Source organism: Paracoccus onubensis (genome assembly GCF_003591515.1).
Classification (GTDB): domain Bacteria; phylum Pseudomonadota; class Alphaproteobacteria; order Rhodobacterales; family Rhodobacteraceae; genus Paracoccus; species Paracoccus onubensis.
The window spans coordinates 68,832-83,397 of the sequence record NZ_QZCG01000011.1; the positions used below are offsets into that span (position 1 = coordinate 68,832).

Annotated in this window: 12 protein-coding genes; 5 read left to right on the forward strand and 7 right to left on the reverse strand. The window is 61.5% G+C overall.

Going from position 1 to position 14,566, the window contains the following annotated elements:
* The first annotated feature begins 63 nt into the window (after positions 1–63).
* The gene (gene gcvP / locus D3P04_RS16015; RefSeq protein WP_119750691.1) at positions 64–2,904 is read left to right on the forward strand and encodes an aminomethyl-transferring glycine dehydrogenase; all 2,841 of its coding nucleotides are present in this window, start codon (positions 64–66) and stop codon (positions 2,902–2,904) included.
* 241 nt (positions 2,905–3,145) lie between these two features.
* Here gcvP and D3P04_RS16020 read toward each other — a convergent pair whose 3' ends face one another.
* Positions 3,146–4,273, reverse strand: coding sequence for a Gfo/Idh/MocA family protein (locus D3P04_RS16020; RefSeq protein ID WP_119750890.1), 1,128 nt, complete (start codon positions 4,271–4,273; stop codon positions 3,146–3,148).
* A gap of 7 nt (positions 4,274–4,280) precedes the next feature.
* Positions 4,281–4,988 (reverse strand): GntR family transcriptional regulator, encoded by a 708-nt coding sequence (locus D3P04_RS16025; RefSeq protein ID WP_119750693.1) that lies wholly within the window; start codon positions 4,986–4,988, stop codon positions 4,281–4,283.
* A gap of 165 nt (positions 4,989–5,153) precedes the next feature.
* Between D3P04_RS16025 and D3P04_RS16030 the strand changes: the two genes are divergently transcribed.
* From D3P04_RS16030 to D3P04_RS16040, 3 genes are read left to right on the forward strand one after another with little or no spacing between them, the layout of a single operon-like run.
* Positions 5,154–6,308 (forward strand): LLM class flavin-dependent oxidoreductase, encoded by a 1,155-nt coding sequence (locus D3P04_RS16030; RefSeq protein WP_119750891.1) that lies wholly within the window; start codon positions 5,154–5,156, stop codon positions 6,306–6,308.
* Positions 6,308–7,201: an aldo/keto reductase gene (locus D3P04_RS16035; protein WP_119750695.1), complete on the forward strand. Its 894-nt coding sequence runs from the start codon at positions 6,308–6,310 to the stop codon at positions 7,199–7,201. The genes D3P04_RS16030 and D3P04_RS16035 overlap by 1 nt, the downstream gene beginning before the upstream one ends.
* Positions 7,202–7,204: 3 nt before the next feature.
* Positions 7,205–7,717, forward strand: coding sequence for a flavin reductase family protein (locus D3P04_RS16040; RefSeq protein WP_119750697.1), 513 nt, complete (start codon positions 7,205–7,207; stop codon positions 7,715–7,717).
* Between the two features lie 35 nt (positions 7,718–7,752).
* Here the strand turns inward: D3P04_RS16040 and D3P04_RS23425 are convergent, their stop codons facing one another.
* The 5 genes from D3P04_RS23425 to D3P04_RS16060 all read right to left on the reverse strand — a co-directional run bounded on the left by D3P04_RS23425 (position 7,753) and on the right by D3P04_RS16060 (position 13,079).
* On the reverse strand, positions 7,753–7,917 hold the full coding sequence (locus tag D3P04_RS23425) for a hypothetical protein (protein ID WP_182912898.1): 165 nt from the start codon (positions 7,915–7,917) through the stop codon (positions 7,753–7,755).
* Positions 7,914–9,050: a YeeE/YedE thiosulfate transporter family protein gene (locus D3P04_RS16045; RefSeq protein ID WP_119750699.1), complete on the reverse strand. Its 1,137-nt coding sequence runs from the start codon at positions 9,048–9,050 to the stop codon at positions 7,914–7,916. The genes D3P04_RS23425 and D3P04_RS16045 overlap by 4 nt, the downstream gene beginning before the upstream one ends.
* Before the next feature lie 10 nt (positions 9,051–9,060).
* Positions 9,061–9,978 carry a sulfurtransferase gene (locus D3P04_RS16050; RefSeq protein ID WP_119750701.1) on the reverse strand — a complete coding sequence of 306 codons (918 nt, stop codon included), beginning with the start codon at positions 9,976–9,978 and terminating at the stop codon, positions 9,061–9,063.
* Between the two features lie 117 nt (positions 9,979–10,095).
* The gene (gene katG, locus D3P04_RS16055; RefSeq protein WP_119750703.1) at positions 10,096–12,270 is read right to left on the reverse strand and encodes a catalase/peroxidase HPI; all 2,175 of its coding nucleotides are present in this window, start codon (positions 12,268–12,270) and stop codon (positions 10,096–10,098) included.
* Between the two features lie 188 nt (positions 12,271–12,458).
* Positions 12,459–13,079: a TetR family transcriptional regulator C-terminal domain-containing protein gene (locus D3P04_RS16060; RefSeq protein WP_408634384.1), complete on the reverse strand. Its 621-nt coding sequence runs from the start codon at positions 13,077–13,079 to the stop codon at positions 12,459–12,461.
* A gap of 195 nt (positions 13,080–13,274) precedes the next feature.
* On the opposite strand from D3P04_RS16060, the gene D3P04_RS16065 reads away from it, so the two are divergent.
* Positions 13,275–14,540, forward strand: a complete 1,266-nt coding sequence (locus D3P04_RS16065; RefSeq protein ID WP_119750705.1) for a Zn-dependent hydrolase — start codon at positions 13,275–13,277, stop codon at positions 14,538–14,540.
* Positions 14,541–14,566: the final 26 nt, after the last annotated feature.

Sequence of the window (14,566 nt, forward strand, 5' to 3'; positions counted from 1 at the left end):
GGTATTTGGACAAAGAAGAAATGATGAGCGGATTCGCTCTGGGAATATGCAAGAGGGCGACATATGAGCCGTTGGATTCCGATCGATTACAATCCTGATGATTTTGCGAACCGGCGCCATATCGGGCCTTCGCCGGCCGAGATGGCCGGGATGCTGAAGGCGGTGGGGGCGGACAGCCTTGAGGTGCTGATCGACCAGACCGTGCCGAAGGCGATCCGGCAGGCCGAGCCGCTGGACTGGCCGGCGCTGTCCGAAGCCGGTCTGCTGGCGCGGATGGAACAGGTTGCCGCGAAGAACAAGGTCATGACCAGCCTGATCGGGCAGGGTTATTATGGCACGGTGACCCCGCCGGCCATTCAGCGGAATATTCTTGAAAATCCGGCATGGTACACTGCCTATACGCCCTATCAGCCCGAGATCGCCCAGGGACGGCTTGAGGCTTTGCTGAATTTTCAGACCATGGTCGCCGATCTGACCGGGCTGCCGGTCGCCAATGCCTCGCTTCTAGATGAGGCGACGGCGGCGGCCGAGGCCATGGCGATGGCAAAGCGGCAGGCGAAATCCAAGTCGGACGGGTTCTTCGTCAGCAGGGATCTGCATCCGCAGACCATTGCCGTGATCGAGACGCGGGCGGCGCCTTTGGGGATTCGGGTAATCCGGGGCGCGGCAGAGGATCTGGATCCGTCGCAGGTTTTCGGGGCGATTTTCCAGTATCCCGGCACCTATGGTCATATCCGCGACCTGAGCGCCGATTGCGCCGCTTTGCACGAGGCCGGGGCGCTGGCGATCGTGGCAACCGATTTGCTGGCGCTTTGCCTCTTGCGCGAGCCGGGCGCGATGGGGGCGGATATTGCCGTTGGCTCATCCCAGCGGTTCGGGGTGCCGATGGGGTATGGCGGGCCACATGCCGGTTTCATGTCCTGCCGCGGCGAGTTGAAACGGGCCATGCCGGGGCGGATTGTTGGCGTGTCGGTGGATGCCAAGGGAAACAAGGCCTACCGTCTGGCATTGCAGACCCGCGAACAGCATATCCGCCGCGAGAAGGCGACTTCGAATGTCTGCACCGCGCAGGCTTTGCTGGCCGTAATGGCATCCTTCTATGCCGTGTTTCATGGGCCGGAGGGCTTGCGGGCCATCGCGCAGCGGGTGCATCTGAATGCCGTCACGGTGGCCAATGCGTTGCGCGCTGCCGGGGCCGAGGTCGCGCCTGATGCGTATTTCGACACGATCACCGTGCGGGTGGGCGTCGGGCAGGCCGGGATTCTTGCCGCCGCCGAGCAACGCGGGATCAATCTGCGCAGGGTCGGGCGCGACCGTGTCGGGATCTCGATCGACGAGACGACCGATGCCGATGTGATCACGCGGCTTCTGGATGCATTCGGGATCGATGAGCCTGCGGAGGCCGGGACTGTTCCGGCAATCCCATGGGAATTGCTGCGTGAAAGCGATTATCTGACCCATCCGGTCTTTCATATGAACCGGGCCGAGTCCGAGATGATGCGCTATATGCGCCGCCTGTCGGACCGGGATCTGGCGCTTGACCGGGCGATGATCCCGCTGGGCTCCTGCACCATGAAGCTGAACGCCGCCGCCGAGATGATGCCGATCACATGGCCGGAATTTGGGGCGCTGCATCCCTTTGCCCCGCGCTATCAGGCCGCAGGCTATGCCGAGGCGATCGAGGATCTGGAGCAGAAGCTGTGCCAGATCACCGGCTATGACGCTTTTTCCATGCAACCGAATAGCGGTGCGCAGGGCGAATATGCCGGGCTGTTGACGATTCAGGCCTATCACAAGGCGAATGGCGACGGGCAGCGGGATATCTGCCTGATCCCGGTTTCCGCGCATGGCACCAATCCCGCAAGCGCGCAGATGGCCGGGATGAAGGTCGTTGTGGTGAAATCCGCGCCCAATGGCGATATCGACCTTGAGGATTTTGCGGATAAAGCCGCCAAGGCGGGCGATAAGCTGGCGGCTGTGATGATCACCTACCCCTCGACCCATGGCGTGTTCGAGGACACGGTGCGCGAGGTCTGCGACATCACCCACAAGCATGGCGGGCAGGTCTATATCGACGGCGCGAATATGAACGCGCTGGTCGGGCTGGTGCAGCCGGGTGAGATCGGCGGCGATGTCAGCCACCTCAACCTGCACAAGACCTTCGCCATCCCGCATGGCGGTGGCGGCCCCGGCATGGGACCGATCGGGGTGCGGGCGCATCTGGCCCCCTATCTGCCCGGCGACCCGCGCGAGGATGGTTCGGGCGCGGTGAGTGCGGCGCCTTGGGGTTCGGCTTCGATCCTGCTGATTTCATGGGCCTATTGCCTGATGATGGGTGGCGAGGGGCTGACACAGGCGACGCGCGTGGCGATCCTGAACGCGAATTACATCGCCAGCCGCCTGTCGAGCGCCTATCCGATCCTGTTCATGGGCAATCGGGGTCGCGTGGCGCATGAATGCATTCTGGACACCCGGCCTTTCGCTGAACATGGCGTGACCGTGGACGATATCGCCAAGCGTCTGATCGATAATGGTTTTCATGCGCCCACGATGAGCTGGCCGGTGGCCGGAACCCTGATGGTCGAGCCGACCGAAAGCGAAACCAAGGCCGAGATCGACCGTTTCATCACCGCGCTTCTGGCGATCCGGGACGAGATCACCGACATTGCCGAAAGCCGTGTGGCTGTCGAAGAAAGCCCGCTGCGCTTTGCCCCCCATACGGTCGAGGATCTGGTGGCCGAATGGGACCGGCCCTATAGCCGCGAGCAAGGCTGTTTTCCTCCGGGCGCGTTCCGGGTGGACAAATACTGGCCGCCGGTCGGGCGGGTCGACAATGTGTTCGGGGACCGGAACCTTGTCTGCACCTGTCCGCCGCTGGAAAGCTATGCCGAGGCGGCGGAGTAATCCGGTTTCCGGAGCCTGTCACGTGGAATCGGAAACGCCGGTCATTTGCGTCCCGCGATGGCCGGGGGCGCTGCCCCGTCGCCGGCTGGTCTCTTGAACCAGTGGTGCGACCCGCCGGCGCCCCCCGAGGTATTTGGACAAAGAAGAAGGGGGAGGGAGGGGCGCGGAACCGGGCAGGCGCGACATGTTCTGACAGACGCCCCTTCCCGGCGCAATCAGGCGGGGGTCCGGAAAGTGGAGGTCACGAACAGATCCTGTATTCCTCGGCCTCTGTGCTGAAATCCAGATCAACCGCCTTGCCGCTTGCCGCCGATTCCTGCGCCGCCAGACCCATCAGCACGGCTTTCATGCCATCCTGAACCGTGACTTCGACGGCATGACCATCCTGCATGGCCTGCCTGAATTTCCGATGCTGATAGAATGTGGCGCCGTTATGGTCTCCGGCCTCCAGCAGCGCCGGATCAACCGGGATCTCGGTCGCCACCGGCCCTTTGGGCGCGCGGGGGCTTTCGATCAGCTGCGGAACCGGAGGCGCGCCCATATGCACAGGCCAGAACCGGCCGGGACCGGGCACCAGCGCCTCGATCCGCCCGGAGGGACCGACAGCCGTGATCTCTTCCTGATAGCGCGCGCCTTCCGCGAACATGCATAATTCCAGCATCGCGCGGGCACCATTGGCGAAATCCACGATGACATAGGCGTTGTCCCAGATATCCGGGGTTTCGCCGCCATAGGCTTCGTCCAGATGATTGACGGCCTGTCCGGCACTGGCCATGACCCGGACCGGCTCGGACCGGACGGCCAGCCGCATGAGGTCGAAGAAATGGCAGCATTTCTCGACCAGGGTTCCGCCAGAGCTGCGATTGAAGCGGTTCCATGCGCCGACCTTGTGCAGGAAGGGAAAGCGATGCTCGCGGATGGTCAGCATCTTCAGCCCGCCGGTCGCGGGATCCAGCCGTTCCAGAAAGCGGGTGATAGGCGGCATATAGCGATATTCCATCGCCACCCAGATGGGGGCGCGATAGGTCCGGATCAGCCGCTCGATCCGGGCGCGGTCCGCGGGGTGGGTGAAAAGCGGTTTTTCGACCAGAACCGGGACGGGCGACCCCTGTGCGATCTGTTCCAACTGCCCGACATGGGCGATATTGGGCGACGAGATGACGATGCAATCCAGCGGCGATGCCAGCAAATCCGCAAGTGAGTCGGCCAATATGGCGTCGGGCGCGATACGGGCGGCGGCGGCGCACATATCGGGGTCGGGTTCATAGATCGCGGCAATGCGGCTGTCGGGCAGCAACAGGATATTGCGAAGATGTTCCTGCCCCATCATGCCGCAGCCGATCATGCCGTAATTCACTTGCTTGCCCATCATGATCCTATCTTATCCGCGCGACATATCGCGCCTTGTCCGTGTCGAACCAATTGCGTGAAAATTCCGCGCGCCGATTGTCCTGCGCATAGGAGATCCGCTGGAAATAGCCTGACGGCGTACCGGCGGGCGGCGCGAATGCGTCGGGCTTCCAGACGGGAACGGGGGCAATGCCTACGCTGTCCTCGACATGGGCGATCCAAAGCTTCAGCGTCTCTCGGTAATAAAGATACAGCGATTCCGACAGGTCGCGCGGCGCAATGCGATCCGTATAGTCGCCATCAAGCCAGATTTCCTCGAGCACGCAGGGGCAATCGTTCAGGTAACGCAGCCGGCGAATGCGGTGCCCCTCATGCGATGTGCCGAAATCGGGGAAATCGGCAGGCTTGGGCAATCGCTCGACAGACAGTAGCCTGGCGCGGGGCAGACCGCCCCCGCGCAACAATTCGATGCGGAAGAAAGCATAGATATTCTGCGGCGTCTTCGTCGCGCAGACATAATTCCCCGAACCTTGCCGCCGTTCCAGCAGGCCCTGCCGGGTCAGTTCGGCCAAAGCCTTGCGCAGGGTTCCGACCGAGGTTTCAAGCTTCGCCGCCATCTCGCGCTCGGGCGGAAGTTTCTCGCCATGCAGCAGGTGACCGGCGGCGATCTCGCGGGCCAGAAGCTCGCTGAGTTGCAGATATAGCGGAAGCGCGGAATGCGTTTCCCTCAGCATAGCCGCCCGCCCAATGGAAAGCTGCGTGGCGCAGTTGGTGTGAAAGATACAGATTTTTCGGCAACAAGCCGCATCGCTTCGGGCATCCGCTAAAATTGATATAGCATTGATCTACTATACTCACCCTGCTACGCAAGAAGAAATTCATATGCGGGAATGATGAATATGAGCGTGGTCCCCATAACATCGCCGGATTTGCAGGCTGCCGAAGTGGCGTGGTTCTCGGCGCTGTGTTCCGATGATTACCGCTATCTCGGCCTGCCCGATGGCAGCCTGCGCTCTAGCTGGGAACATTGTTCGGATATCGTCAGAACCGCCGAAGCGCAGGGGTTCCGGAATATCCTGTGCCCCTCGTCCTATCAGGTCGGGCAGGACACGCTGAGTTTCGTCGCCGGATGCGCGCCGATCACCGAACAGATCAATCTGCTGGCCGCCGTGCGCTGCGGCGAGATGCAGCCGATCATGCTGGCGCGGACCATCGCCACATTGGACCATATGCTGAAAGGGCGGCTGACGGTGAATATCATCAGTTCGGACTTTCCCGGCGAACAGGCCGAAAGCGCCTTTCGCTATCAGCGGTCGCGCGAAGTGGTCGAGATCCTGAAGCAGGCATGGTCGCAGGACGAAATCAGTTACAAGGGCGAGATTTACGATTTTCACGGGCTGAGTACCGATCCGGCCAGACCCTATCAGACCGGAGGTCCGCTGCTGTATTTCGGCGGCTACAGCCCGCCCGCGCTGGAACTTTGCGGGCAGCATTGCGATGTCTATCTGATGTGGCCCGAAACGAAGGAACAGCTTGCCGCCCGGATGAAGGCCGTGAACGATGTCGCGGCGCGATATGGCCGGACGCTTGATTACGGGTTGCGCGTTCATGTCATCGTGCGCGACACCGAGGCCGAAGCGCGGGAATATGCCCGTGAACTGGTCTCGAAACTGGATGACGACATGGGCGACGCGATCCGGGCGCGGGCGCTGGATGCCACCTCGCTGGGGGTATCGCATCAGGCGCGGGCGCGGGAACTTGCGGATATGGACGGCTTCATCGAGCCGCATCTGTGGACCGGCATCGGGCGGGCGCGGTCCGGTTGCGGCGCGGCGCTGGTCGGCTCGGCCGATCAGGTGCTAACCGAGCTGGAAGAATATCGAAAGATGGGGATGCGGGCCTTCATTCTGTCGGGTTATCCTCATATCGAGGAATGCGGGCATTTCGGGCGGCTGGTCATGCCGCATATCAGGACCTGCTCGCTGCCGCATGAATATGGGCGGGTGCCGGAACAGGTGCCAGACACGCCGCTGGGAACGGGAGAGCGCAGATAATGGAACGGATCCGCCTGAACGGTGAACTGGAACTGAGCCGCATCGTTTATGGCATGTGGCGGCTGGCCGCGGACAGCGATACCGGAGCGGCGCATGTTCAGGCCAAGATCGAGGCCTGTCTGGAACAGGGGATCACCAGTTTCGATCAGGCGGATATCTATGGCGATTACGAAAGCCAGCCGGTTCTGGGCGCGGCACTGAAAGCGGCGCCCGCATTGCGTGACAGGATGGAAATCGTCACGAAATGCGATATCGCACTGATATCGGACAAGTTTCCGCAGCGGCGGGTGAAACATTACGACAGCGGGCGCGATCATATCGAAGCCTCGGTCAACCGCTCACTGACCGAGATGAATATCGAGCGGATCGACCTGTTGCTGATCCACCGCCCGGATCCACTGATGGATCATCATGAAACCGGGGCGGTGCTGGACGGGCTGGTGAATATCGGCAAGGTGCGGGCAATCGGTGTGTCCAATTTCAGGCTGCATGACTGGACCCTGCTGCAATCGGCCATGCAGACACCCCTTGTCACCAATCAGATCGAACTCAGCCTGCTGAACAGCAATGCGTTTCGCAATGGCGACCTGGCATTCATGCAGGAACGCAGCATTCCGCCGATGGCATGGTCGCCGCTTGGCGGCGGCGCATTGTTCAGCGGCAACCATCCGAAGCTTCTGGCGCGCCTGATGGAACTGGGAGAGGCAGCTGGCGTGGATGCGGCGGCGGTCGCGGTCGCGTGGCTGCTGCGGCATCCGGCGCGGATTCTGCCGGTGCTGGGCACGAATAACCTTGACCGGATCAGGGCGCTTTCACAGGCCATGACAATCGATATCGACCGCGAAACATGGTTCGAGCTTTACAGCCTTGCCAATGGCTTCGAGGTGCCCTGAAACATGCGGAATCCCCTGCAGGCAGCGCATGGCTTTACCCCGACCGGCAATCCCGACCTGTTCCGCGACGCGCTGGGCCGCTTCGGCACCGGCATCACGGTCGTCACTGCGGCGTCAGAGCGGGGGCCGGTGGGCATGACGGCGAACAGCTTCGCTTCGGTTTCGCTGGATCCTCCGCTGGTTCTGTGGTCGCCGGCCCGCGCCTCGCGCCGTTTCGAAGCCTTCCGGTCGGCGGAATATTTCGCGATCCACGTCCTGTCCGAACGACAGGTGCAGCTTTGCCGCGATTTTGTCATTTCCGGCGATGCTTTCGACAGAACCGACTGGATCTGGAATGAACAGGGCGTGCCTTTGATCGAAGGATGTCTGTCACGTTTCGAATGCCGGCGCAGGGCGGTACATGATGGCGGAGATCACCTTATCATCGTCGGCGAGGTTGCGCATGTGACGACAACCGAAGGGGAACCGCTGCTTGTCTGGCGGGGAAATCTTGGGGAATTCTCGCGCGGGGGATAGCCTCTTCGCACCATGCCGGTTTTCTTTTGCGGCGCTTATTGCGGCAGCGCCCCGCAAAACCCGCCTGCCGAAGCCAGACCGGAACCGAATGCAAAGGCGGGCGGTGCCTGATACGGGTTCAGCTCTGCTGTCGCCTGATCGAACAGGATCAGCGTCGCAAGAAAGGCAATGGCCAGCGATGCGGTGAATTTCCGTGTCATTGCCGCGCCTCCAGCCCAAGCATGGGACGCAGCCTTACGCCAAGGAAAGCGCCCGCGAACGCGGCGACGAACCAGACCCAGCCATGCAGGCTGCCGGTCGAGATGCCCGAAAAGAACGCGCCGACATTGCAGCCGAACGCAAGCCGCGAGGAATAACCCAGAAGGAAACCGGCGACGATCACCGCCAGCCATGCGCCTATCGGATAGCTGGGCAGTTTCTGGGACAGCCCGCCATTGCGCCATGCGGCGGTGACGAATGCGCCCGCGATAAGGCCGATATTAGTCAGCGAGGTGTAATCGGTCAGGATGCTACCTTGAAGGATCCGATCGGTGCCGGGCGCGCTCCAGAAAGCCGAGCCGGACAGATCGCCGCCCAGGGCGGTGAATCCCTTGGCCGCCCATAATCCCAAACCGTAAACCACGCCCCACGGCTGCCCGGCGATAAGCAAATTGGCAATTGCAAGCGCGGCAAGCAGGATGGCAGCGATCACAAGGCGGCGTGGAATCCGGCGGGCATCGGGCCGGCCCAGCCGCAAAAACAGCGCCGCCGTCAGCAACAGGGCGGCCCATGTGACAAGCAGCCCCTGCCAGCCGGACAGGGTGGCGATGGGCAGGCTGCCCAGATCGGTCCACCAGATCAGATGATAGGCCCCGGCGAAGCTGCCGATGGCGAAGAACGGCAGCGCAAGCAGGCCGACGGGATTGCCGGATCCCGCATTCACCAATGTCCCCGAGCCGCAGCCCAGCACGACCTGCATCGCGGCACCGAAAACGAAGGCCCCGCCGATCATCGCCCAGCCGATCGGAGCCTGTGCGCCGGTCAACTCCCCCGGATGCGCCGCCAGAAGCGGGATGGCGACCGAAGAGACGATGCCGATGGACAGAAACTGCGCCAGAATGCCCGCAGGCTCGCGCCGCAGGATCATCGCGCGCCACGGTCCGGCAAATCCGAAGCGCAGACCCTCAAGCGCGATGCCGAAACCCAGTCCGACAGCCAGCATCATTCCGAAACGCCCGCCCGCGAACAGCGCGACAAGCGCGATGGCGATCAGCAGGGCCAGAACCAGCCCGCCACGCCGGGCGAAACCTTCGAAAGCCGTAACCTCCCGGGTAGGTGCTGCCGCGTCGGACATCCTCGTTATCTCACCTGAACTGATTCAGCAGATTTTCCAGCAATCCCGGAACATTGGCCATCTCGTTATCGGTCTGTGAATATTCCACCATCGAGCCGGGATAAAGCTTCACATTCTCGATCCCGGCCAGTTCCGACATGGCGAACCAGTCTGTCGCCGCCCAATGGCCGGTATTGCAGAAGGAAACCACCTCTTCCCCGTCATCGATGCCAAGCGCGGATTTCAGGCCCGCCACATCCTCAACCTGACCGATCGAGGTCGATCCCGACTGGAAAAAGCTGGAATGGGCAAGGTTCTGCGCCCCCGGAATGGTTCCGGGCCGCGCCGCGACCTCATGCGCCTGCTTGCCTTCGTAGAATTCGGGCGGCCGGGCATCGACAAGGACCGCCTGCCGCTTGCCATCCACGACATCTGCAACCTCCTGCGTGTCCGCCGTCCAGCGGTTATCCCATGTGATGTCCAGATCGCTGGGCTGCGGTTCCACGGCATTCCTGTCAAGCGGAAGCCCGGCCTGACCCCATGCGGTCATGCCGCCGTTCAAAACCGCAAGATCGGTAAAGCCAGAGCTTTTCAGCGTCCAGTAGACCCGCGCCGCGGCGCCGAAATCATTGTCGGAATCCCCTTCGGAGACGATGATGATCGGGCGGTCCATGACCAGCCCCAACCCCTCATAGGTGGTTTCAAGCTGATCTACGGGGACAAGCTGCCCGGGATTTTCGTCAGGGCCGCGGAACAATGCGTAAGGCGCGGATACCGCGCCCTCGATATGGCCCTTGGCATAAGCATCACCGCGGATATCCAGAATGATCGGATCCTTGCCGGCGGTCAGATCCGCGAATTCCGCAACCTCCAGAAGCGGATCCGCAGCGGCTGGCATACCCGTCAGAGCCGCGATCCCGGCCAGAAAAACGAATGCAAATGCTTTCATCGGACCTGTTCCCTTACAATCCTGCTCCACATCAGATCGCCATGATCGCGCGGAATTCAAGTACAGCCGGGCCGGTGTCGCTCTCTCCGGACGATGCTGCCGGAGAGAGCGGTTTCATCACGCCAGATCGAAACGGTCGGCGTTCATCACCTTGGTCCATGCGGCGACGAAATCGCGCAGGAACTTCTCGTGATTGTCGTCCTGAGCGTAAACCTCGGCATAGGCGCGCAGGACCGAGTTCGAACCGAAGACCAGATCGGCACGGGTCGCCGTCCATTTGACCGCATCTGTCTTGCGGTCGCGGATCTCGTACAGCCCGCCATCGACCGGCAGCCAGCGATTGTTCATATCGGTCAGGTTGACGAAGAAATCCGGTGTCAACTGACCTTCGCGGTCGGTGAAGACGCCATGTTTCGTGCCGCCGTGATTGACGCCAAGCATGCGCATTCCGCCGACAAGAACTGTCATTTCCGCCGCCGTCAGGCCCAGCAGTTGCGTCCGGTCCAGCAGCATCTCTTCCGGGCTGACAACGTAATCCTGCTTGACCCAGTTGCGATAACCATCGGCCAAAGGCTCAAGCGGCTCGAATGAATCGATATCCGTCAGTTCGTCGGTCGTGTCACCACGGCCCGGCGCAAAGGGAACAGTGATGTCGAAGCCCGCAGCTTTCGCCGCTTTCTCGATCCCGACATTCCCGGCAAGCACGATCACATCGGCGATGCTTGCCCCCGTCGACGCCGCAATCGGTTCCAGCAGGCCAAGCACGCGGTTCAGCCGCGCAGGCTCGTTGCCTTCCCAGTCCTTTTGCGGAGCCAGCCGGATCCGGGCGCCATTCGCGCCGCCACGCATGTCCGAGCCACGATATGTCCGGGCGCTGTCCCATGCGGTCGCGACCAGTTCACCAACCGAAAGACCGGATTCAGCGATGCGTTTCTTGACCTCGGCCTGATCATAGGCGGTATTCCCGGCGGGAACCGGATCCTGCCAGATCAGGTCTTCGGACGGAACATCCGGACCGAAATAACGCGCTTTCGGCCCCAGATCCCGGTGGGTCAGCTTGAACCACGCGCGGGCGAAGCAATCGTTGAAATACTGAGGGTCATTCCTGAAGCGCAGCGAAATCTCGCGGTAGACCGGATCGACCTTCAGGGCCATATCGGCATCGGTCATCATCGGGTTGTGGCGGACCGAAGGATCCTCGACATCGACCGGCCTGTCCTCGTCCCTGATGTCGACCGGTTCCCATTGCCATGCGCCCGCCGGGCTTTTGCGCAATTCCCATTCATGGTTGAACAGCATCTCGAAGAAGCCGTTGTCCCATTTGGTCGGATGCGTCGTCCATGCGCCTTCCAGCCCGCTGACCACCTGATCGCGACCGATACCGCGCACGGATTTGTTCAGCCAGCCCAGGCCCTGATCCTCGACGCCCGCGCCTTCGGGTTCCGCGCCCAGCAGGGTCGCGTCGCCATTGCCATGCGTCTTGCCGACGGTATGGCCGCCCGCCGTCAGGGCCACGGTCTCTTCGTCATTCATCGCCATGCGGCTGAAAGTCTCGCGCATCATGGCGGCGGTCTTCAGCGGATCGGGCTGGCCGTTCACGCCTTCGGGGTTCACATAGATCAGCCCCATCTGCACGGCGGCAAGCGGGTTCTCCAGCGATGTGGCGTTGTCGATCGCGCCATAACGCCCGTCACTTGGCGCAAGCCATTCCTTTTCGGCGCCCCAATAGGTGTCTTTCTCGGGATGCCAGATATCCTCGCGACCGAAAGAAAAACCGAACGTCTTCAGGCCCATATCCTCATAGGCGATGGTGCCTGCAAGGATGATCAGATCGGCCCAGCTGATCTTGTTGCCATATTTCTTCTTGATCGGCCAAAGCAGGCGCCGGGCCTTGTCGGTGCCCGAATTGTCCGGCCAGGAGTTCAGCGGAGCAAAACGCTGGTTACCCGTGCCGCCGCCGCCGCGCCCATCGGAAATCCGGTAGGAACCGGCCGAGTGCCACGCCATGCGCACCATCATGCCGCCGTAATGGCCCCAATCGGCCGGCCACCAGTCCTGACTGTCGGTCATCAGGGCATGCAGGTCCCGCTTGAGCGCCTCGACATCCAGCTTTTTCAGCTCTTCACGATAGCTGTAATCCTTGCCCATCGGGTTGGTCTTGCTGTCATGCTGGTGCAGAATGTCCAGATTGAGCGCATTCGGCCACCATTCCACGACGCTGGCGCCCGTGGCGGTCATGCCGCCATGCATGACAGGACATTTCCCCGCAGATTTGATGTCATTTCCGTCCATTTGAAAATCCCCTTTGCTTGCTCGACCGGTGACGTCGGCTGATGCTCTGACGAAACCGAATCCGGTCTATGGCTACACGTGGTTTCTAACATGTTTATGGATCAGGGGAACTTGTAAATTTTGATAATTATAATAAGAATATCTTATTAGGCAGGACAAAGCCAATATGGCTGTTACCGCGAGGTCAATCAGGGCGTCAGCAGCCTGCGATACATATCCTCCAGAAAGATCTCCGCCTCGCTGAACGGATCGTGCCCCTCTCCCAGAACCGCGCGCACCTGTACCTCGAAATCGGCATAATGCTGCGTCATGGACCAGATCGAGAAAATCAGGTGATGGGGATCGACATTCCGCAGCTTGCCCGCCTCTGTCCAGCCGCGAAGAACCGCAACGGCGTCATCAACCGTATTCCGCAGCCGCCCGCCCAGAATTTCGGTCAGATGAGGGGCGCCGCGCAGGATCTCATATGCGAATAGCCGGCTTTCCCGAGGGTATTCCCGCGACATGCGCAGCTTCGCGGCGACATAATCCAGAACCTCTTGCAGGGCTTCACCCTCTGGTTCGATATTTTCCAGCGGAGCCAGCCACATATCCAGCAGCTTGGTCAGCAGGGTCTTGTGGATCTCGTCCTTCGAGGGAAAGTAATACAGCACATTCGGCTTGGACAATCCGCATTCTGCCGCGATCTGGTCAATCGTGGTGCCGCGGAACCCGTTGACGGCAAAAACCGTCAAGGCGCCCTCCAGGATGATTTCCCGGTTGCGGCGCTGAATCCTGGTCAGGCCGCTGTCCTTGGCTTCATCCATCATCCGCCCCTTTTATCGTTTTGCCATCATTTCGGGCAGAATACCCTGCACTGCCAATATCGTCATCACGGCGCTTGACTGAACAGGGGGCCGTGCTAGCCTGATCCTGACTATTTGGTCAAGAATTGGCAATGCTGTGCCATACCCCATCTATTCGACCCCGCGCAAAGATGGGGCGATCGACAGGAAGGAATATCGATGACTGGCCCGAACGGGACCTCTGCCGCCGCGAATTTGAAGATTGATGGCGACCGCTTGTGGGACAGCCTGATGGAAATGGCCAGGATCGGCCCCGGCGTGGCGGGGGGCAATAATCGCCAGACCCTGACCGATGCCGATGCCGAAGGCCGCCGCCTGTTCCAAGGCTGGTGCGAAAACGCGGGCATGACCATGAGCGTGGACCGCATGGGCAATATGTTCATGCGCCATGAAGGGGCCGAGCCCGATCTGGATCCGGTCTATATCGGCAGCCATCTGGACACGCAGCCGACCGGCGGAAAATATGATGGCGTACTGGGCGTGCTGGCGGGGCTGGAGGTGATCCGTTCGATCCGAGACATGGGCGTAAAGACCCGCCGGCCCATCGTGGTCACCAACTGGACCAATGAGGAAGGCACCCGTTTCGCGCCCGCCATGCTGGCCTCGGGGGTTTTTGCCGGCATTCATGATGAAGATTTCGCCAACAGCCGCGAAGATGCCGAGGGCAAGCGTTTCGGCGACGAGCTGCAGCGGATCGGCTGGCGCGGCGACGAAAGCCCGGGCGACCGCAAAATCCACGCGATGTTTGAATATCACATCGAACAGGGTCCGATTCTTGAGGCCGAAGGCAAACAGATCGGCGTGGTCACGCATGGGCAGGGGTTGTGGTGGCTGCAGGTGACCCTGACCGGCAAGGACGCGCATACCGGCTCGACCCCGATGGATATGCGGGTGAATGCCGGGCTGGGCATGGCGCGGATCACCGAGGCGGTGCACCGGATCGCGATGGATCATCAGCCGAATGCCGTGGGCGCGATAGGGCAGGCCAATGTCTATCCCAATTCCCGCAACGTGATCCCCGGCAAGGCGGTTTTCACCGTGGATTTCCGCAGCCCTGAACTGGACAAGCTGAGTTCGATGCGGGCGCGTCTGGAAACCGATGCGGCAGAGATCGCCCGGGAACTCGGGCTTGGCATCGAGATCGAGCCGGTCGGCCATTTCGATCCGGTGACATTCGATCCCGAACTGGCCGATATGCTGCGGAACGCCGCCGGGCGTCTGGGATACAGCCATATGGATATCGTCTCGGGCGCGGGGCATGACGCCTGCTGGATCAACCGTCTGGCGCCCACGGTGATGATCATGTGTCCCTGCGTGGACGGGCTGAGTCATAACGAAGCGGAAGAGATCAGCCCCGAATGGGCGTCCGCCGGGGCGGATGTGCTGCTGCATGCGGCGCTTGAAGCGGCAGAGATATTGCGCTGAGGCGCGACAGCCGGGGGCGCTGCCCC